Below are 18964 nucleotides of genomic sequence, written 5' to 3'. Positions count from 1 at the left end.
AGAGGGTCAGCCGGCGCTCAGCCGGTTCACGGTGGCATCCAGGGTATCGCGATCGGCCACATCGAACAGTTCCAGCCCGCGATCGATCCGCTTGGCCAGGCCGGTCAGCACGCGCCCCGGTCCGCATTCTACCTGTACCGCAACACCCTGGCCGCGAAGCCCCTGTATGGTCTCCACCCAGCGGACCGGCCGGTAGAGCTGAGCGGCCAGATTGGCCTTGATCGCATCGGCCGTCTCGGCGGGCGCCGCGGTCACATTCTGCCAAACGGGGATTTGCGGGGCCGCAAAGCTCGTAGAGTCGAGAACCGACTGCAAACGCTCGGCGGCCGGGCGCATCAGCGCGCAATGGGACGGCACGGATACGGGCAGCTTGAGCGCCCGTTTCGCCCCGGCGTCCTTGGCCGCACCGACCGCTCGGTCGACCGCCGCGGCCGCCCCCGCGATCACCACCTGCCCGGGGGCATTCAGGTTGACGGCCTCCAGGACCCCGCCGCTCGCGTTGTCCGCACAGAGCTGCTCGACCGCAGCATCGTCGAGACCGAGAATCGCAGCCATTGCGCCCTCGCCCTCGGGCACGGCGGCCTGCATGGCGCGGGCACGTTCGGCCACCAGCCGCACGGCATCGGGGAAGCGCAGCACGCCGGCCGCGACCAGCGCGCTGTACTCGCCCAGGCTGTGGCCGGCCACAGCCGCGGGACGCGCGTCCGCCTGCTGCGTCAGCAGCCGCCAGGTGGCCACGCCGGCAGCGAGCATGACCGGCTGAGTCCATTCTGTCTGGTTCAGTTGTTCGACCGGACCGTGCTGGCACAGGCTCCAGAGGTCGGCATCGAGGCAGTCCGACGCCTCCTGGAAGGTATCGCGTACGACCGCGTGGTCGTCGCCCAGATCGGTGAGCATGCCGGTGGACTGGGAGCCCTGCCCCGGAAAGACTGCGGCCCAGGTAGTGGTCATTCGCTATTCATCTCGCGCGTAAAAAGCGGGCGTAGTGTAGGGCCACGGGAAACACTGATCAATGTACACGCTCGCCATCCTCCGCGAATGGCGGCCACTCGGCGACCGGCACGGAGCCCTGCCACGCCGAAAACCCCGTGTTGACTTGTGTTCGCGCGTGGCATCCGGATAATGTCGCCACCGAATTCAATACGCGAGGAACTGCATGGCGAAGGAAGACGAAATCGAGCTGGAAGGAACGGTAGTAGAGACCCTGCCGAATACGACGTTCCGGGTAGAGCTCGAAAACGGGCACACCATCACCGCCCACATCTCCGGCAAGATGCGCAAGCACTACATCCGCATCCTGCGTGGCGACAAGGTGATCGTGCAGATGACCCCCTACGACCTGACCAAGGGCCGTATCGTCTACCGCAACAAGTAGTTCCGCCCCGGGGGTTGCGGGGCCGCTCGTAAGACATAAGGGTCGGCCCCCCGAATGACGAAGCCCCGGCTGGACCGGGGCTTCGTGGTTTCTGCAGGCCGGGGTTTCGCTCAGGAGACAGCCGGCTCGCGGATATCGAGCTCCAGCCCGGATTCGCCCACCCGGACTACAACCTCGCCCCCCTGCGCCAGGCGCCCGAACAGCAACTCGTCGGCCAGCGGCTTCTTGATGTGCTCCTGCAGCGTACGCGCCATCGGACGCGCACCCATCTTCACGTCGTAGCCATGCTCGGCCAGCCAGGCACGGGCATCCGGCTCCACCGTCAGGTGCACCTTCTTCTCGTCCAGCTGGGCCTGCAACTGCGTCAAGAACTTGTCGACGACATTCAGGATGGTCGCCTCGTCCAGCGGACCGAACTGGATGGTGGCATCCAGGCGGTTGCGGAACTCCGGCGTGAAGGTCCGCTTGATCGCCTCCGTGGAATCGCTGGAGTGATCCTGCTGGGTAAAGCCCACCGACGGGCGGCTGGCCTGCTCCGCACCGGCATTCGTGGTCATCACCAGGATCACGTTGCGGAAGTCCACCTCGCGGCCATTGGCGTCCGTCAGCGTGCCGTGGTCCATCACCTGCAGCAGCACATTGAAGACATCCGGATGGGCCTTCTCGATCTCGTCCAGCAACAGCACCGAGTGCGGATGCTTGAGGATGGCATCGGTCAGCAGCCCTCCCTCGTCGTAGCCGACATATCCGGGCGGCGCCCCGATCAGGCGCGAGACCGTATGGCGCTCCATGTACTCGGACATGTCGAAGCGCGCCAGATGAATCCCCAGCTGCTGCGCCAGCTGACGCGTCACTTCGGTCTTCCCGACCCCGGTCGGCCCGGCGAACAGGAACGAACCGATCGGCTTGTCCATGTCGCCAAGCCCCGAACGCGCCATCTTGATCGAGGTTGCGAGCGTCCCGATCGCCTCGTCCTGGCCGAAGACGGTCATCTTCAGGTTGCGTTCGAGGTTGCGCAGCGTCTCCTTGTCGGAGCTGGAAACCGATTTCGGCGGGATGCGCGCGATCTTGGCCACGATCGTCTCGATATCCTGCACGCCGATGGTCTTCTTGCGCTGACTCATTGGCAGTAGCTGCCGGCTGGCACCGGCTTCGTCGATCAGGTCGATCGCCTTGTCCGGCAGAAACCGGTCGGTGATGTAGCGATCCGCCAGTTCCGCCGCGGCCCGCAGCGCCGGGCGCGTGAAGCGGACATTGTGGTGTGCCTCGAAGCGTGACTTCAGCCCCCGCAGGATCTGCTCGGTCTCGTCCACGGTCGGCTCCGGCACTTCGATTTTCTGGAAGCGACGGGCCAGGGCGCGGTCCTTCTCGAAAATGCCGCGATATTCCTGGTAGGTGGTCGAGCCGATGCACTTCAGCTCGCCCGAGGCGAGCATCGGCTTGATCAGGTTGGAGGCGTCCATCACCCCGCCGGAGGCGGCACCCGCACCGATGATGGTGTGGATCTCGTCGATGAACAGCACCGCGCCGGGTTCCTTCTTCAGCTGCGCCAGCACACCCTTCAGGCGCTTCTCGAAGTCACCGCGGTACTTGGTGCCCGCTACCAGCGCGCCCAGATCGAGCGCATAGACGGTCGCAGATTCGATCGCCTCGGGCACCTGTTCGTCGACGATACGGCGCGCCAGGCCCTCGGCGATCGCGGTCTTGCCGACACCGGCCTCGCCCACCAGCAGCGGGTTGTTCTTGCGTCGGCGGCAGAGGATCTGGATCGTGCGCTCGATCTCGTGGTCCCGCCCGATCAGCGGGTCGATCTCGTCCTTGCGCGCCTTCGCGTTGAGATTGGTCGCGTACAGCTGCAGCGCATTGGTCTTTTCCTCGCGCTCGCCCTCGACCTGCTCCGGCTGTGGGTCGTTCGGGTTCTGCTGGGCCCCCAGCTCGTCTTCGCCCACCTTGGAGATGCCGTGCGAGATGAAATTCACCACGTCCAGGCGGCTGATGTTTTGCTGTCCGAGCACGTAGAGGGCCTGGCTGTCCTGTTCGCCGAACAGCGCGACCAGCACGTTTGCCCCGGAGACCTCCTTGCGGCCACTGGACTGCACATGAAAGACCGCCCTTTGCAGGACCCGCTGGAACCCCAGGGTCGGCTGCGTCTCGCGTGAGTCATTCGGCGGGATGCGCGGGGTGTTCTCGTCAATGTACACCTCGAGCTCGTCGCGGATGCGGTCGAGGTCGCCCCCACAGGCGCGCAACACCGTCGCGGCACTAGGGTTTTGCGCGAGCGCCATCAGGAGGTGCTCCACGGTCACGAACTCGTGGCGCTTCTCTCGCGCTTCCTTGAAGACCATGTTCAGGCTGAATTCGAGTTCCTTGTCGAGCATGGGAGTCAGACCTCCTCCATCGAGCAAAGCAGTGGATGCTGGTGGCTACGGGCGTAATCGTTCACCTGTGCCACCTTCGTCTCGGCCACGTCCCGGGTATAGATGCCGCATACTCCCTTGCCGCGTGTATGCACGTGCAGCATCACCTGGGTGGCCTTTTCGCGATCCATACTGAAGAAGGTCTCCAGCACCTCGACCACGAACTCCATTGGCGTGAAGTCGTCGTTGAGCAGTACCACCTTGTACTGCCGCGGTGGCTTGAGCTCCGGCCTCGATTCTTCGACCGCGGTATTGCTGTCGTGATCGGGGATCTGGGGCTTTTTCTCACTCATCGGTCGAACTCACGCCTTCAGCGGTTTAGTCATGCCAGTTCGGCCATCCAGGGAAACACGAATCCAATGTCTCCCTGGCTCCTTAGGCCACGTTCATGGTCGTTCGGTTCCGGGCTCGGACCAAGTGCCCGCACCCGCTGTCGTTACATGTGCTTGATCAGGGCCTCGCCAAAGGCCGAGCAGCTCACCGGCTCGACGTTGTCCATCAGGCGCGCGAAGTCATAGGTCACCTCGCCCGCGCTGATCGCGCCGCCCATACCCTTCACCACCAGATCGGCGGCCTCGGGCCAGCCCAGGTGGCGCAGCATCATCTCGGCCGACAGGATCAGCGAGCCCGGATTGACCTTGTCCTGGCCGGCGTATTTCGGGGCGGTCCCGTGGGTCGCCTCGAACATCGCCGTGGTGTCGGACAGGTTGGCGCCGGGTGCGATCCCGATACCGCCAACCTGCGCGGCCAGCGCATCGGAGATGTAGTCGCCGTTCAGGTTGAGCGTGGCGATCACCGAGTAGTCCTCCGGGCGCAACAGGATCTGCTGCAGGAAGGCGTCCGCGATCACGTCCTTGATCACGATGTCGCGGCCGGTCTTCGGGTTCTTGAAGGTCTGCCACGGACCACCGTCCAGATCCTTCGCACCAAACTCCTCGCGCGCCAGTTCGTAGCCCCAAGCCTTGAACGAGCCCTCGGTGAATTTCATGATGTTGCCCTTGTGCACCAGCGTCACCGAGGGGCGATCGTTGTCGATCGCATACTCGATCGCCTTGCGCACCAGGCGCTTGGTGCCCTCGCTGGAGACCGGCTTCACGCCGATGCCGGCGGTATCCGGGAAGCGGATCTGGGTTACGCCCATTTCGTTTCGCAGGAAGTCGATGACCTTCTTCACCTCCGGCGTGCCGGATTCGAACTCGATGCCGGCGTAGATGTCCTCCGAGTTCTCGCGGAAGATCACCATGTCGGTCTTTTCCGGCTCCTTCAGCGGGCTCGGGGTGCCCTCGTAGTAGCGCACCGGGCGCAGGCAGACGAACAGGTCCAGCTTCTGGCGCAGCGCGACGTTAAGCGAACGAAAACCGCCGCCCACCGGGGTGGTCAGCGGGCCCTTGATGGACACGCGATAGTCCTTGACCGCCTCCAGGGTTTCATCCGGCAGCCCGGAGTCGTCGTCGTAGACCTGCGTGGCTTTCTCGCCCGCGTAGACCTCCATCCATTCGATCGCCTTCTGGCCACCGTAGGCCTTTTCCACGGCCGCATCGGTCACCCGGCGCATCACCGGCGTGATGTCCACACCGATCCCGTCCCCCTCGATAAAGGGGATGATCGGGCGTTCTGGCACCACCAGCTTGCCCTGCTCGTCGACGGTGATGCGTTCGCCCTTTTCCGGGACCTGAATGTGCTGGTAGGCCATGCAAACTCCTTGTGCGCAAGAATTGAAATCGTTCTCCCGGATTATACATACCCATCCGCCCCCGCCGAGGGGAACGTGGTCTCGAGAACGCCAGCAAGACGGGCCGCTGCGTTATCATTCACGGCATGACCGAACGCCTGCCCTGCCATATCACCGTCGCCGCCGTCATCGAGCGGGACGGGCGCTTCCTGTTCGTCGAGGAGACCGACGACGGCCGCCATGTACTGAACCAGCCGGCCGGCCATCTCGATGCCGAAGAAGACCTGGTCGAAGCGGTGATCCGCGAGGTCCGCGAAGAAACCTGTCTGGACTTCCAGCCGGAGGCCCTGCTTGGCTGCGACCTGCTCGCGCTGGCGAATGGCGCGGTGACGCTGCGCGTCGCGTTCTGCGGCACGGCAAGCGAGCCCAGCCATCCGCCGGCCCGCGATCCCGCCATCCATGCCCTCCACTGGCTGACACCGGATGAGGCGCGTCGCGGATGGCCGCTGCGCAGCCCGCTGGTCCTGCGCAGCATCCGCCGCTATCAGGACGGGATGCGCCTGCCGCTCGCGGCGGCCGGCTCACTGGTTCATGCGGAGGGGCCGTGAGCGGTCCCGATCGGGTCATCGTGGGCCTGTCGGGCGGGGTGGATTCGGCCGTGGCGGCCAGCCGCCTGCTGGAGGCCGGCTATCGCGTGGAAGGCCTGTTCATGAAGAACTGGGAGGATGACGACGACGCGGAATACTGCGCGGCCGAGGCCGACTACGAGATGGCCCGCGAGGTCGCGGACTGTCTCGAGATCCCCCTGCACAAGGCGAACTTCGCCGAGGACTATCGCCAGCGGGTGTTCCGCCACTTCCTGCACGAGTACGAGGCTGGCCGGACGCCGAATCCGGACATCCTGTGCAACCGCGAGATCAAGTTCCGCTCGTTCCTGGAGCACGCCCGGCAACTCGGTGCGCAATGGATCGCCACCGGCCATTATGCCCGCGTGCGCCACCTCCCTGACCACAGCGAACTGTGCATGGCGGCGGATGCCAACAAGGATCAGACCTATTTCCTGCACACCCTGACGCAGGAGCAGCTGCGCCCCGCGCTGTTCCCGCTGGGGGACATCCCCAAGGATCAGGTCCGGGCGCGTGCCCGCGAGCTGGGTCTGCCCAACCACGCCCGCAAGGATTCCACCGGCATCTGTTTCATCGGAGAACGTCGCTTCCGCGATTTTCTGGCGCAGTACCTGCGGGCGCCGGAGGGCGAGATGCGCACACCGGAAGGTCAGGTCGTGGGGCACCACCAGGGCCTGATGTTCTACACCCTGGGCCAGCGCCAGGGACTGGGCATCGGCGGGATCGACGGGTTTCCCGAGGCCCCCTGGTATGTCGTGGACAAGGACTTGGGAGGCAATCGGCTGATTGTCGCGCAGGACCCGCAGCATCCGCTGCTGATGAGTCCCGAGATCGAGACGGAGGCCGCCCACTGGATTCACCGCCCGCCCGAACCGGGACAGCCAGTCATGGCGCGTCTGCGTCATCGCCAGCCCTTGCAGCCCTGCCGGCTGGAATCCGTCGATGGGGACCGTCTACGCGTTCGCTTCGAAGCCCCTCAGCGTGCGGCCACGCCCGGTCAGTCGGCGGTTTTTTATGACGGCGACGTGTGTCTGGGGGGGGGCGTGATTGCCACCCGCCGCACACTCGCCAGTGAGTCAGAAGCCCCGGTTCCGGTATAGTAGGCGCGTTTTCCGTATCCACCCACTCACGCCTGCTCCGGGAGCCCTCCGGCTTGGACCGTAACGACCACAACCGCACCCTGGCGCTGGCCGCCCTCTTCCAATGCGCGAGTCTGGTCAAGGACCTGGCCTGGCGCGGCAGCTGCGACGAGTACGAATTCGAGATCCTGATCGGCAGCCTGTTCGCGTTCGACGCGGAGACGCCCGAGGATGTCTACCGCGGCGCCAGCAGCTTGCGCCCGGGCCTGGAGCGGGTGCAGAGCCAGCTGCAAAACGGCGGCAAGCCACCGGATATGGAGATCACCCGCTACGCGGTGGGCCTGATCTTTCTGGAGCGCAAGCTGCAAAAACGCCCGGACATGCTGCAAAAACTAGGCGACGGCCTGCAGGGTGCCCAGCGGCAGGTGGACTATTTCACCATCACGCACGAGAGCGTGATCGCGCGCCTGGCCGAGATCTACAAGGAGACCATTTCGGAGCTGGGCCCCCGGATCGTCGTCCAGGGCGAACAGAATCATCTTTCCAATCCCGAGATCGCCGCGCGCGTGCGCGCCCTGCTGCTGGCGGGCATCCGTGCCGCCGTGCTCTGGCGCCAGGCGGGTGGATCTCGGTGGAAGCTCCTTCTGGGCCGCAAGCGACTGATTCGCCAAGCGGACCACATCCTTCAACGACTGAACACCTGACAGCGGATAGCGCATCATGAGCCACGCAGAACCGAAAAAGACCGAAAACCTCTCTGCCGGCGGCCGCGAGTGCCGTTACGTGCCGATTACCGATGACCCGCGCGCCCGGGACCTGCCCTACGCGCTGAAGATCCTGCTCGAGAACCTGATGCGCTTCGAGGACGAGCGCACGGTCAGGCGCGCCGATATCGAGGCCCTGCTTGACTGGGACCCGAAGGCCGAGCCCACGCAGGAGATCGCCTTCCGCCCGGCCCGCGTACTGCTGCAGGACTTCACCGGTGTGCCCGCGGTCGTGGACCTGGCGGCCATGCGCGACGCGATGGAGGCCCTCGGCGGCGATCCCAAGAAGATCACGCCGCTGCAGCCGGCCGAACTGGTAATCGACCACTCGGTGCAGGTCGACGAGTATGGCAATGCGAACGCGATGAACCTGAACGCAGAGCTGGAATACTCCCGCAACCGCGAGCGCTACAGCTTCCTGAAGTGGGGCCAGCAGGCGTTCGATACCTTCAAGGTCGTCCCACCGGACACCGGGATCGTGCACCAGGTCAACCTTGAACACCTTGCGCGCACCGTGTTTGTCGAGGACCGTGAAGACGGTTCCTGTCTGGCCTACCCGGACACCCTGGTCGGCACCGACTCGCACACCACGATGATCAACGGCCTGGGCGTCCTGGGCTGGGGCGTCGGCGGCATCGAGGCCGAGGCCGCGATGCTCGGTCAGCCGATCTCCATGCTGATCCCGCAGGTAGTGGGTTTCCGCCTGACCGGCCGGCTGGCCGAAGGGGCCACCGCCACCGACCTCGTGCTGGTGATCGTCGAGATGCTGCGCAAGAAGGGCGTGGTCGGGAAGTTCGTCGAGTTCTTCGGGGACGGGCTGGCCGATCTGCCGCTGGCGGACCGCGCCACCATCGCCAACATGGCACCGGAATACGGCGCGACCTGCGGCATCTTCCCGATCGACGACGAGACCCTCGAGTACCTGCGCCTGACCGGCCGCGAGGCGGGCCATATCGAGTTCATCGAGGCCTATGCCAGGGCCCAGGGACTGTGGCGCAATGACAACGCCCCGGTGGCGCGCTACACCGACATGCTGGAACTCGACCTTGCGACGGTCGAGCCCAGCCTGGCCGGGCCCAAGCGCCCGCAGGACCGCATCGCCCTGAGCCAGGCCGGAGCCGAGATCAGCCGCCACCTGGACACCATGCTCAAGGAGCGCGACAGCGGCGCGGACGAGCCGGAGGAGGCCGAGCGCTTCGCGGCCGAGGGTGGTCATACCGCAGTCGGCGTTGAGCATCAGGCCGAAGAGCCGCGCCATACGGCCATCGAGATGAACGGCGAGACCTTCACCCTCGACCACGGCGACATCGTGATCGCGGCCATTACCTCCTGCACCAACACGTCGAACCCGTCGGTCATGCTGGGCGCCGGCCTGGTCGCCCGCAAGGCCCGCGAACGCGGCCTGCAGGTCAAGCCCTGGGTGAAGACCTCCCTGGCGCCCGGCTCCCGGGTGGTGACCGACTATCTGCAAAAGGCCGGGGTGCTCGAAGATCTCGAGGCGCTGGGTTTCCACGTGGTCGGTTATGGCTGCACGACCTGTATCGGCAACTCCGGACCGCTGCCCGAGCCGATCAGCGAGGCCATCATCAAGGATGACCTGATCGTCAGCTCCGTGCTCTCCGGCAACCGCAACTTCGAGGGGCGGATCCATTCCGAGGTGCAGATGAATTTCCTCGCCTCGCCGCCCTTGGTGGTCGCCTATGCGCTGGCCGGGCGCAGCACCCTGGATCTGTACAACGACCCGATCGGAGAGGACGCACAGGGCAACCCCGTGTTCCTGAAGGATGTCTGGCCAACCACCGAAGAGGTCAACGAAGCTGTGCAGGCGCATGTCGATGCCCAGAGCTTCACCAAGGCCTACGGTGATCTCTACAGCGGCGAGGATCGCTGGCGCAACTTGGAGGCCCCCACTGGGGACCGCTTCGAGTGGCAGGACGACTCCACCTACGTGCGCAACCCGCCCTATTTCGACGGCATGGGCATGACGCCCGAGCCGTTGACCGACATCCAGGGTGCCCGGGTGCTGGCCCTGCTGGGTGATTCGGTGACCACCGACCACATCTCCCCCGCCGGCTCCATTGCCAAGGACAGCCCGGCCGGACGTTACCTGGAAGAACAGGGCGTGAAGCCCGCAGACTTCAACTCCTATGGCTCGCGGCGCGGCAACCACGAGGTCATGATGCGCGGCACCTTTGCCAACGTGCGCCTGCGCAACCTGCTGGCTCCCGGCACGCAGGGGGGCGTCACGGTCCACCTGCCGGATGGCGACCAGATGTCCATCTATGACGCGGCCATGCAGTACAAGGAGCAGGACACGCCCCTGATCGTGATCGCCGGGCAAGAGTACGGCACCGGCTCCTCGCGCGACTGGGCGGCCAAGGGCACACTGCTGCTGGGCGTGAAGGCCGTGATCGTGGAGAGCTTCGAGCGCATCCACCGCTCCAACCTGGTGGGCATGGGTGTGCTGCCGCTGCAGTTCCTGGCGGGCGACAACGCGGCCAGTCTGGGGCTGACCGGTCGGGAGACGTTCTCGATCACCGGCGTGAACAACGGCGAGGCACGCGAGGCCACCGTCACCGCCGTGGCCGATGACGGCGAGCGCACGACCTTCAACGTCCGTGTGCGGCTGGATACCCCGCAGGAGATCGACTACTACCGCCACGGGGGCATCCTGCCCTACGTGTTGCGCCAACTGGCGCAATGAGACTAAGGTCACAGCATGACGCGTCGGGTATCCATAGAGGACGTGAGGTCCGGCAATACACTGGCGACTGCGGTTTATGACCGCTCGGGCAGGCTGCTGATCCCCGCTGGCATGGTCCTCCAGGACAAGCAGATTCGAGTACTGCTGTCCTGGGGAATCACAGCGGTTGAAGTGCTCGACGAGGGTGCCGACGACGTCTCCATGTCGTCCCCGCACGAGCCTGATGAGCCCCCCGCCACCGAGCCCACCCCAGAGATAGAGGCCCGCGCCGACGAGATCCTGGCCGAGCGTTTTCAGCATTGCTCGATCGAGGATCACCCCATGTCTGGCATCTACCTTCTGGCGCGGAAAGCCCTGCTGGATGACCTGTGCCGCTACGCACCGAGAAGGCAGAGTGAACAGGCATGACCGTTGACGAGTTCCTCGCCACCGACGATGCCCTGTGCAGCTTCTCCGGAAGCTACAACACCATCTTCACGCGCCTGAGCGACCCGACGGCCAACGTCGCGGCCATCACCGAGGCTGTGGAACTGGACCCCACGATCGCGGCCAAGACGCTCAAGGTGGCGAACTCCTCGCTCTATGGCTTCCCGGAACCGATCGACACCCTGCACAGGGCCGTCTCCATCATCGGCCTGCAGCAGATGCGCCAGATCGTGATATCGACGGTCGTGATCGAACACTTTCGCGGCGTGCCGGTGATCGGCGTGGACATGGAGTCCTTCTGGCGGCACAGCCTGGCCGTCGGCGTTCTGAGCCGCTCGATCGCGCGATTCCGGCGCGAGGCCAACATCGAACGGCTTTATCTCTACGGGATCATGCATGACCTGGGACGTCTGCTGATGTTCCTGCATCTGTCCAGTCGCACCGAGGAGCTGATCAATATCCGCGAGCGCGAACGCATGCTGCTGTTCGAAGCGGAAACCGAATTTCTCGGCTTCGACCATGCCGCCATTGGCGCGGAATTGATGGAGCGCTGGGGCATGTCACCGGCACAGGTGGAGGCCACCCGTTTCCACCATGCGCCGGGTGACGCACAGGCCTTCCCGGTCGAGACCGCGATCGTCCATGTGGCGGACAGCATCGCCAACGCCTTGCGGCTGGGCTCGTCTGGCGAACGCTTCGTTCCGCCCGTGGAAGCAGAGACCTTCGACCGCATTGGTCTGGAAATGGAGACCTACGAGGCCGTGATCGGCGATGCCCGGAAACAGCTCGGACAGATGCAGGCGATCCTGCTGGACTGACGAGGGACGGATGAGCGCACGGATGCAGGTAAAGGACGACCCGGCATGAGCCCTTCGTACAAAACGCCTGAAGAGGTCAATGCGCTGCATGAGCGCATCCGTTTCCTCGAGGAAGCGCTGGAGGCGAACGCCTACGCGATGGACGTGCTCGCCTCGACTACCGCGATCTTTGGCGACACCGACCGCAATCGCAGCCCAGACCTGATCATCCAGAGCAGTCTGGAATCCATCCGGCGTCTGCTGCCGGCCCGCGACATGGCCGTCTACATCCTCGACGGCGAGTCTTCGTTTGATCTCGCCTATCAACAGCATCCTCAGGAGGCTGAATACGACCTCGCGGATGCCGTCGAGGATCTGATTCAGGAAGGCACTTTCTCCTGGGCGCTGCATCAGAATCATCCGGTCTGCCTGCCTTCACGCTTCGACGGCGAGAACGTGCTGCTCCATGTCATCTCGACCCGGACCCGCATTCGCGGCATGTTTGCCGCCCGCTTTCGCCAGAACGACCTCCAGCGCCACGAGATGACCCTCTCGACCCTGACGATGGTCCTGTTCAATACCGCCTATGCCCTCGAGAGCGCCGACCTGTTCCAGATGATGGACCGGCGCCAGAAGGCCTTGCAGCGGATTACCGAGCACCAGTCACGCGAACTGCTTCATCACCAGTCCCACGACTCGCTGACCAACCTCCCCAACCGGATGCTGTTCAGTGACCGTCTGTCCCAAGCCATTACCCGCCATCAGGGAACCGATCATCACATCGCGTTGATCCTGCTGGATCTGGACAACTTCAAGCGCCTGAACGACTCGCTCGGCCATCGCGCCGGCGACGAGCTGATCCGCAAGGTGGCACAGGATCTCGGAAAGCTGCTGGATCGCAGCCACGACCGATCGGGGCGTCCCTTGCGCGCGACCCTGTCGCGCCTGGGGGGCGACGAGTTCGGCATCCTGGTCGAGGATCTACAGGGTCTCGAGGGCTGCGTGCGACTGGTCACCGACGTCGTGCGCACGACCGCGGTCGAACGTACGATCTTTGATCGGCCCGTGGTGACCAGCGCCTCCTGCGGGATCGCCGTGTTTCCCTACGACGGGGAAGACTCTGATGTCCTGCTCAGCAACGCCGATGCGGCCATGTACGAGGCCAAGCAACGTGGCCGCAACGGCTTCCGCTTCTACACCCAGGACCTGAATTCCCGCACCTTTCGCCATTTCGAGCTGGAAAAGGAACTGGGGACCGCCATTGAGCAAGATCAACTGGTCCTGCACTACCAGCCAAAGGTCGACCTGCATACCGGCGATATCCTCGGCGCAGAGGCGCTGATCCGCTGGCAGCACCCGAAGCTTGGGCTGTTGCCCCCCAGCCACTTCATCGAGCTGGCGGAGGACATGACCCTGATCGAGGCCATTGGGGAGTGGGTGCTGCGCCAGGTCTGCCAGGACCTCAAGCGGCTGCCCTCGCAGGGCCGGGATCACGCCTTCCGTGTCGCCATTAACGTCTCCGCACGGCAGCTTCGCCATCCCGACCTCGCCGGAGACTTTCACGCCATCCTGCAGGCCGCGAATGTCGCGCCCGAGTGCATCGAGCTGGAACTGACCGAAACCACCATCATGGATGACCCGAAGGGTGCCGCCCGCATGTTCGAGCGCCTGCGCAAGATCGGTATGCGGCTGGCCGTGGACGATTTCGGTACCGGCCATGCCTCGCTGATTCAGCTGAAGAAGCTGCCAGCGGACACCCTCAAGATCGACCGTTCCTTCGTCCAGGACCTCGAACGCAGCGACGGCGACGCGCGGATTGTTCAGGCCATCATCCAGATGGCGCATACCCTGGGGCTGAACATCATCGCCGAAGGCGTCGAAACCGAACGCCAGGCCGAAATCCTGCGCGAATTCGGCTGCAACGAGGCACAGGGCTATTTCTTTGCGCACCCCATGCCCTTCAATGACTTCCACACCCTGCTGCAGGACCGGACCCGCCTCCCGTGGGCCGGATAAGCCTTACCCGCCGGCACCCTCCGGGCCCGTCAACTTCGCCGGATCCAGCAGTACCTGCAGCCGCTCGCGCGGGATATCCGTGTGCTCCGCCGCAACGTCCAGGATGGGCCGCCCGGTGGCATAGGCCTCCTTGGCGATGCGCGCCCCCGCCTCGTAGCCGATCTCGGCGTTCAGGGCCGTGACCAGGATCGGGTTGCGATCCAGCGCGGCCCGCAGGTTGTCCTCGTTCACGGTGAAGCCCGCGATCGCCCGATCCGACAGATGGGTAGAGGCCCGTGCCAGCAGACCGATCTGACTCAACAGATTGTCGGCAATCAGCGGGAGGCCGACGTTCAGCTGGAAATTGCCCGCGGCGCCGGCGGCGGTGATCGCCGCATCCAGGCCGATCACCTGTTGCGAGGCCATAATCACGGCCTCCGGGATTACCGGGTTCACTTTGCCCGGCATGATCGAGCTGCCTGGTTGCAGGGCCGGCAAGGCAATCTCGCCCAGCCCCGCCAGGGGGCCCGAGTTCATCCAGCGCAGATCGTTCGCGATCTTGGTGAGCCCGACGGCCACCGTGCGCAACTGCCCGGAAAGCTCCACCGCACTGTCCTGACTGGCCAGTGCCGCAAAACCGTTACCCTCGTGCACAAACGGCAGGCCGGTTCGCTCGGCCAGGCGCCCTGTTACACGCGCGCCGAAGGCCGGCGGTGCATTGATGCCGGTGCCCACTGCAGTCGCGCCAATGGCCAGACGCTGGATGCGCACACGGGTGTGCTCCAGGCGATCCAGGTCCAGTTCCAGTTGGGTACGCCAGCCGGAGAGTTCCTGCCCCATCGTCACGGGCATCGCATCCATCAAGTGCGTACGCCCGGTCTTGACTAGCGCCCCCACATCGCGCTCGCGGCGGGCGATCGTGGCAATCAAGTGGCGCAGCGCAGGGACCAGTTCCTCCTCCAGCGCCAGCGCCGCAGATACATGCAACGCGGTCGGGATCACGTCGTTGGAGCTCTGCGAGCGATTGACATGATCGTTCGGATGGACCGGTTCCTCACTACCCGATGCGATCCGCGCGAGCACCTCGTTCATGTTCATGTTGGTGCTGGTGCCCGACCCCGTCTGATAGACGTCAACCGGGAAGGCGTCCGCATGCTCGCCCGCCGCGACCGCCTCGGCCGCCGCCACAATCGCGCTGGCCACACCGTCCGGGAGCTGCCCCAGTTCCTGGTTGGCCTCCGCACAGGCCGCCTTGGTCAGCGCAAGGGCCCGAATGAACGCCTGCGGCATGGGCCGGCCGGCAATCTGAAAGTTGTCGATGGCGCGTTGGGTCTGGGCGCCCCACAGGGCATCCCTGGGGACTTCCACCGGTCCGAGGCTGTCCTGCTCCTGGCGGGTCGGGGACTTCGACATGCACTCCTCCAAATGATCGGGCGTAGCTTTGTATTATACTGCGCCGCGTCAATCGACCGTCCGCAGAGCGCATGCCCCACGCGCCCTGCGGACCCACCCATTCCGACTCGAGTGCATCATGTCCCTGAGCCCCCTGTCCGCGATCAGTCCCGTCGATGGCCGCTACGCCCGGCACACCCGCGACCTGGCCCCCTATTTTTCCGAACAGGGTCTGATGCAGGCCCGGGTACGGGTGGAGATTGCGTGGCTCAAGGCCCTGGCGGCGGAGCCCGCTATCCCCGAGGTCCCGCCGCTAACCGCAGAGGCGGAGGCGTTCCTGGACGAGATTGCCCTGGAATTTGACGAGGTCGCCGGCACCCGGGTGAAGGAGATTGAGGCCACGACCAATCACGACGTCAAGGCTATCGAGTACTACATCAAGGAGCAGATGCGCGACCGGACCGATCTGCAAAGCCAGATCGAGTTCGTGCACTTCGCCTGCACCTCCGAGGACATCAACAACCTCGCCTACGGGGTGATGGTCCGCGAGGCGCGCAATCACGTGATGCTGCCGGCGCTCGATGCCGTGCTGGAGCCGCTGCGCGAGCTCGCTCGGCGCTTCGCCGATCAGCCCCTGCTGGCCCGGACCCACGGTCAGCCGGCCTCGCCCACGACCATGGGCAAGGAACTGGCCAACGTGGTCCACCGTCTGGAGCGGCAGCGCGCCGCAATCGCCGCCAACGAATGCCTGGGCAAGATCAACGGTGCGGTGGGTAACTTCAATGCCCACTACGCGGCCTACCCGGAAGTGGATTGGCCATCGCTTTCGCGGCGCATGGTGGAGAGCCTCGGGCTAGCCCCCAATACCCACACCACCCAGATCGAACCGCACGACTTCCTGGCCGAGCTGTTTCACGCCTTCATGCGTCTGAACACGATCCTGCTGGATGCCTCGCGCGACATCTGGGGCTACATCTCGCTGGGTTACTTCAAGCAGAAGGTCGTGGCCGGCGAGGTCGGGTCCTCGACCATGCCGCACAAGGTCAACCCGATCGACTTCGAGAACGCGGAAGGCAACCTCGGTCTCGCCAATGCCGTATTCGATCACCTGGCGAGCAAGCTCCCGGTCTCGCGCTTTCAGCGTGACCTGACCGACTCGACCGTGCTGCGCAACATCGGCATGGGCTTCGCCTGGTCGCTGATCGCCTACAAGGCCTTCCAGCGCGGTCTGGGCAAGCTGGAGATCGAACCCGGCCGCCTGGACGAGGATCTCGACCAGAACTGGGAGGTGCTGGGCGAGGCTGTGCAGACGGTGATGCGCCGTTACGGGATCGATTCTCCCTACGAGAAGCTGAAAGCGCTGACCCGTGGCCAGCGCATTACGCCGCAGGCGCTGGCCGAATTCATCGACGGCCTGGAGATCCCGGACGAGGCGAAACAGAGCCTGCGCAAGCTGACCCCGGGCCGCTACACGGGGATCGCCAGCCAGCTGGCGCGCGACGAGTAACGCGTTGCCAGCCTACGACCCGAATCAGGCCCTGGAGCTGCTGGGCGGGCTCTCACCGGCGGAGTTTCTCCGGGACTACTGGCAACAAAAGCCTCTGCTGGTGCGCGGCGCAATATCGGGCTTTTCCAACCCCATCGAGCCCGACGACCTGGCCGGACTCGCCTGTGATCCGGATGCCGGCGCCCGGCTCGTACTCGGCCACACTGACCACGGCGACTGGGAAGTCGAATACGGCCCGTTCGAAGAAGATCACTTCGCCTCCCTGCCCGATCGCGCCTGGACCCTGCTGGTCAGTGACGTCGAGCGCTTCTGGCCCGAGGGGCGGGACTTCCTGGCCCGGTTCGACTTTGTCCCGCGCTGGCGCCGCGACGATCTGATGATCTCCTACGCAGCACCCGAGGGGTCGGTCGGGCCCCATGTCGATGCCTACGATGTCTTTCTCTTTCAGGCGGCCGGGCGTCGGCGCTGGCAGATCCAGTCGCCACCGGGACCGCTGGACTGCCACGACGACCTACCGCTGGCGATCCTGCGCGAGTTCGAGCCAAGCGAGAGCTGGGATCTTGAACCCGGTGACCTGCTCTACCTGCCCCCCAACCTGCCCCACTACGGCCTCTCCCTGGATGATCAGTGCATGACCTGGTCGGTCGGCTTTCGTGCCCCGACCTACCTCGATCTGCTGACCGGGTTCCTGGAAGAACGGGCCAACCGGGTCGGCGAAGCGCCCCGATACAGCGATCCCCAGCGCCCGGTGTCCGCCTACGCGAGCGAACTGCCGTCACACGACCGAACCCGGCTGCGCGGCATCCTGCGCGAGATGCTCGCCGCCGACGACACGGAACTGGATGCCTTCCTCGGGCGCGTACTGAGCCGGCCTGCGGGGAACGTCGAACTGCATCCCGGAGATCCTCTCGCCGCAGCGAGGGCGTGCCGTATTCACCCGGGTATTCGGCGCCACTGGCTGAAGACGCCGACGGGGCCGGTCCTCTGCGCCGCCGGGCACAGCTACCCGGCCGACACCCTGTCGCCGGACCAACTGGAGCAGCTGTGCGCTACGGAGACCCTCGATCCGCGGCACTGGGAACACCAATGGCCGGAGATTCACGAAATGCTTCGCGACGGCCTGGAGGAAGGCTGGCTGGAGCCCGCTGAGGACTCCACGCAGACCTGAGGCCCGGACATTCAGGCACAGGCCCGCAGGCAGGGCTCCGCCGCACGCTCGATCAGCTCCGGTCCGGCATCCGGCCGATGTGCACCCTCGGTCAGGATGCGCCGCCACTGGCGCGCCCCCGGCTCGCCGTGAAACAGACCCAGCACATGCCGTGTCAGCCGTGCCAGCGGGACGCCCTCGGCGCGCATCTCGCGGGCCATGTCGATCAGACCCTGCAGCACGGCCTCGCGTGTCACCGTCCCGGGCTCGTCGAAATAAAGCTGGTCGACCTCGGACAGCACCCACGGCTGGTGGTAGGCCAGTCGCCCGAACATCACCCCGTCCACCCGCTCGAGATAGCCGTGCGCCGCGCGGACATTGTCCAGGCCGCCATTCAGCACGATGGTCAGTTCCGGAAACTCCGCCTTCAGACGGAACACGCGCTCGTAGTCCAGTGGCGGAACATCGCGGTTGTCCTTGGGGCTCAGGCCTTGCAGCCACGCCTTGCGGGCATGCACGATGAATTGCTGGCAGCCGCCCCGCGCCACAGTTTCGACAAACGTGCGCAGATCGGCCTCGGAATCCTGTTCGTCAATCCCGATACGATGCTTGACGGTCACCGGAACGTCGACCGCATCCTGCATCGCGCGCACCATTTCGGCCACCCGCTCCGGTTGCGCCATCAGGCAGGCGCCGAACGTGCCCGACTGCACGCGGTCGGAGGGGCAGCCGACGTTCAGGTTGATCTCGTCAAAGCCTCGCTCTGCCGCGATGCGGGCGGCCTGAGCGAGCGTGTCGGGATCCGATCCACCTAGCTGCAGCGCCAGCGGGTGTTCCGCCGCGACATGGCCCAGCAGCCGGTCGCGATCACCGTGAATCACCGCGTTGGCGTGTACCATCTCGGTGTACAACAGAGGGCGCCGGGTCAGCAGCCGATGGAAACGCCGGCACCAGGAGTCGGTCCAGTCCATCATCGGCGCCACCGAAAAACGCGGATCGGGAAACCGCAACGGTTCAGTCACGGCGCCGCCCGCCCTGCGGGTGGTGCCCGGAATGCCAAGGG

16 protein-coding genes are annotated in these 18964 nt (G+C 65.2%); 10 read left to right on the top strand and 6 right to left on the bottom strand.

Annotated features, from left to right (window positions below):
- Nucleotides 1–6 precede the first annotated feature (6 nt).
- Nucleotides 7–951, bottom strand: a complete 945-nt coding sequence (gene fabD, locus F468_RS0108440; protein ID WP_018994954.1) for an ACP S-malonyltransferase — start codon at nt 949–951, stop codon at nt 7–9.
- Between the two features lie 205 nt (nt 952–1156).
- On the opposite strand from fabD, the gene infA reads away from it, so the two are divergent.
- A complete protein-coding gene (gene infA, locus F468_RS0108435) occupies nt 1157–1375 on the top strand; it encodes a translation initiation factor IF-1 (RefSeq protein WP_012982660.1) in 219 nt (72 codons plus the stop codon).
- Nucleotides 1376–1485: 110 nt separating this feature from the next.
- Here the strand turns inward: infA and clpA are convergent, their stop codons facing one another.
- The 3 genes from clpA to icd form a co-directional block, all read right to left on the bottom strand.
- Complete coding sequence (gene clpA / locus F468_RS0108430) at nt 1486–3753, bottom strand: ATP-dependent Clp protease ATP-binding subunit ClpA (RefSeq protein ID WP_018139418.1); 2268 nt, start codon at nt 3751–3753, stop codon at nt 1486–1488.
- A 5-nt stretch (nt 3754–3758) separates the two neighbouring features.
- Complete coding sequence (gene clpS / locus F468_RS0108425; protein ID WP_018139417.1) at nt 3759–4085, bottom strand: ATP-dependent Clp protease adapter ClpS; 327 nt, start codon at nt 4083–4085, stop codon at nt 3759–3761.
- A 143-nt stretch (nt 4086–4228) separates the two neighbouring features.
- Nucleotides 4229–5485 (bottom strand): NADP-dependent isocitrate dehydrogenase, encoded by a 1257-nt coding sequence (icd, locus tag F468_RS0108420; protein WP_018139416.1) that lies wholly within the window; start codon nt 5483–5485, stop codon nt 4229–4231.
- A 125-nt stretch (nt 5486–5610) separates the two neighbouring features.
- Between icd and F468_RS0108415 the strand changes: the two genes are divergently transcribed.
- The 7 genes from F468_RS0108415 to F468_RS0108385 are packed head-to-tail and all read left to right on the top strand — an operon-like array spanning nt 5611 to nt 13876.
- The gene (locus F468_RS0108415) at nt 5611–6072 is read left to right on the top strand and encodes an NUDIX hydrolase (RefSeq protein ID WP_018994953.1); all 462 of its coding nucleotides are present in this window, start codon (nt 5611–5613) and stop codon (nt 6070–6072) included.
- Nucleotides 6069–7190, top strand: a complete 1122-nt coding sequence (gene mnmA, locus F468_RS0108410; protein WP_018139414.1) for a tRNA 2-thiouridine(34) synthase MnmA — start codon at nt 6069–6071, stop codon at nt 7188–7190. Before F468_RS0108415 ends, mnmA begins: the two co-directional genes overlap by 4 nt.
- A gap of 53 nt (nt 7191–7243) precedes the next feature.
- Entirely contained in the window at nt 7244–7873 is a 630-nt protein-coding gene (gene hflD, locus F468_RS0108405; protein ID WP_018139413.1) for a high frequency lysogenization protein HflD, read from the top strand.
- Nucleotides 7874–7889: 16 nt separating this feature from the next.
- On the top strand, nt 7890–10637 hold the full coding sequence (acnA, locus tag F468_RS0108400; RefSeq protein ID WP_018139412.1) for an aconitate hydratase AcnA: 2748 nt from the start codon (nt 7890–7892) through the stop codon (nt 10635–10637).
- A gap of 15 nt (nt 10638–10652) precedes the next feature.
- Nucleotides 10653–11045 carry a hypothetical protein gene (locus F468_RS0108395; protein ID WP_018139411.1) on the top strand — a complete coding sequence of 131 codons (393 nt, stop codon included), beginning with the start codon at nt 10653–10655 and terminating at the stop codon, nt 11043–11045.
- Entirely contained in the window at nt 11042–11881 is an 840-nt protein-coding gene (locus F468_RS0108390) for an HDOD domain-containing protein (RefSeq protein ID WP_018139410.1), read from the top strand. The genes F468_RS0108395 and F468_RS0108390 overlap by 4 nt, the downstream gene beginning before the upstream one ends.
- 45 nt (nt 11882–11926) lie before the next feature.
- Complete coding sequence (locus F468_RS0108385; protein WP_018994952.1) at nt 11927–13876, top strand: bifunctional diguanylate cyclase/phosphodiesterase; 1950 nt, start codon at nt 11927–11929, stop codon at nt 13874–13876.
- A gap of 3 nt (nt 13877–13879) precedes the next feature.
- Here the strand turns inward: F468_RS0108385 and F468_RS0108380 are convergent, their stop codons facing one another.
- Complete coding sequence (locus F468_RS0108380) at nt 13880–15268, bottom strand: lyase family protein (protein WP_018994951.1); 1389 nt, start codon at nt 15266–15268, stop codon at nt 13880–13882.
- A 118-nt stretch (nt 15269–15386) separates the two neighbouring features.
- Between F468_RS0108380 and purB the strand changes: the two genes are divergently transcribed.
- Both purB and F468_RS0108370 read left to right on the top strand, forming a co-directional pair.
- Nucleotides 15387–16754, top strand: coding sequence for an adenylosuccinate lyase (purB, locus tag F468_RS0108375; protein ID WP_018139407.1), 1368 nt, complete (start codon nt 15387–15389; stop codon nt 16752–16754).
- A gap of 4 nt (nt 16755–16758) precedes the next feature.
- Complete coding sequence (locus F468_RS0108370; RefSeq protein WP_018994950.1) at nt 16759–17922, top strand: cupin domain-containing protein; 1164 nt, start codon at nt 16759–16761, stop codon at nt 17920–17922.
- Between the two features lie 11 nt (nt 17923–17933).
- On the opposite strand, the gene dusA is transcribed toward F468_RS0108370, so the two are convergent.
- A complete protein-coding gene (gene dusA, locus F468_RS0108365) occupies nt 17934–18911 on the bottom strand; it encodes a tRNA dihydrouridine(20/20a) synthase DusA (protein ID WP_081616970.1) in 978 nt (325 codons plus the stop codon).
- Between the last annotated feature and the right edge of the window lie 53 nt (nt 18912–18964).

The organism is Thioalkalivibrio sp. ALJ2 (assembly GCF_000378325.1).
Classification (GTDB): Bacteria; Pseudomonadota; Gammaproteobacteria; order Ectothiorhodospirales; family Ectothiorhodospiraceae; genus Thioalkalivibrio.
The sequence above is the reverse complement of the archived record's forward strand: the minus strand, read 5'-3'. Positions and strand labels throughout refer to the sequence as shown.

Excerpts from the sequence above, each read along its gene's own strand:
- purB (WP_018139407.1), top strand. The coding sequence starts at position 15,387 with ATGTCCCTGAGCCCCCTGTCCGCGATCAGTCCCGTCGATGGCCGCTAC.
- clpS (WP_018139417.1), bottom strand. The coding sequence starts at position 4,085 with ATGAGTGAGAAAAAGCCCCAGATCCCCGATCACGACAGCAATACCGCG.
- F468_RS0108395 (WP_018139411.1), top strand. The coding sequence starts at position 10,653 with ATGACGCGTCGGGTATCCATAGAGGACGTGAGGTCCGGCAATACACTG.
- infA (WP_012982660.1), top strand. The coding sequence starts at position 1,157 with ATGGCGAAGGAAGACGAAATCGAGCTGGAAGGAACGGTAGTAGAGACC.
- acnA (WP_018139412.1), top strand. The coding sequence starts at position 7,890 with ATGAGCCACGCAGAACCGAAAAAGACCGAAAACCTCTCTGCCGGCGGC.
- icd (WP_018139416.1), bottom strand. The coding sequence starts at position 5,485 with ATGGCCTACCAGCACATTCAGGTCCCGGAAAAGGGCGAACGCATCACC.
- F468_RS0108385 (WP_018994952.1), top strand. The coding sequence starts at position 11,927 with ATGAGCCCTTCGTACAAAACGCCTGAAGAGGTCAATGCGCTGCATGAG.
- fabD (WP_018994954.1), bottom strand. The coding sequence starts at position 951 with ATGACCACTACCTGGGCCGCAGTCTTTCCGGGGCAGGGCTCCCAGTCC.
- F468_RS0108390 (WP_018139410.1), top strand. The coding sequence starts at position 11,042 with ATGACCGTTGACGAGTTCCTCGCCACCGACGATGCCCTGTGCAGCTTC.
- F468_RS0108415 (WP_018994953.1), top strand. The coding sequence starts at position 5,611 with ATGACCGAACGCCTGCCCTGCCATATCACCGTCGCCGCCGTCATCGAG.
- clpA (WP_018139418.1), bottom strand. The coding sequence starts at position 3,753 with ATGCTCGACAAGGAACTCGAATTCAGCCTGAACATGGTCTTCAAGGAA.
- F468_RS0108380 (WP_018994951.1), bottom strand. The coding sequence starts at position 15,268 with ATGTCGAAGTCCCCGACCCGCCAGGAGCAGGACAGCCTCGGACCGGTG.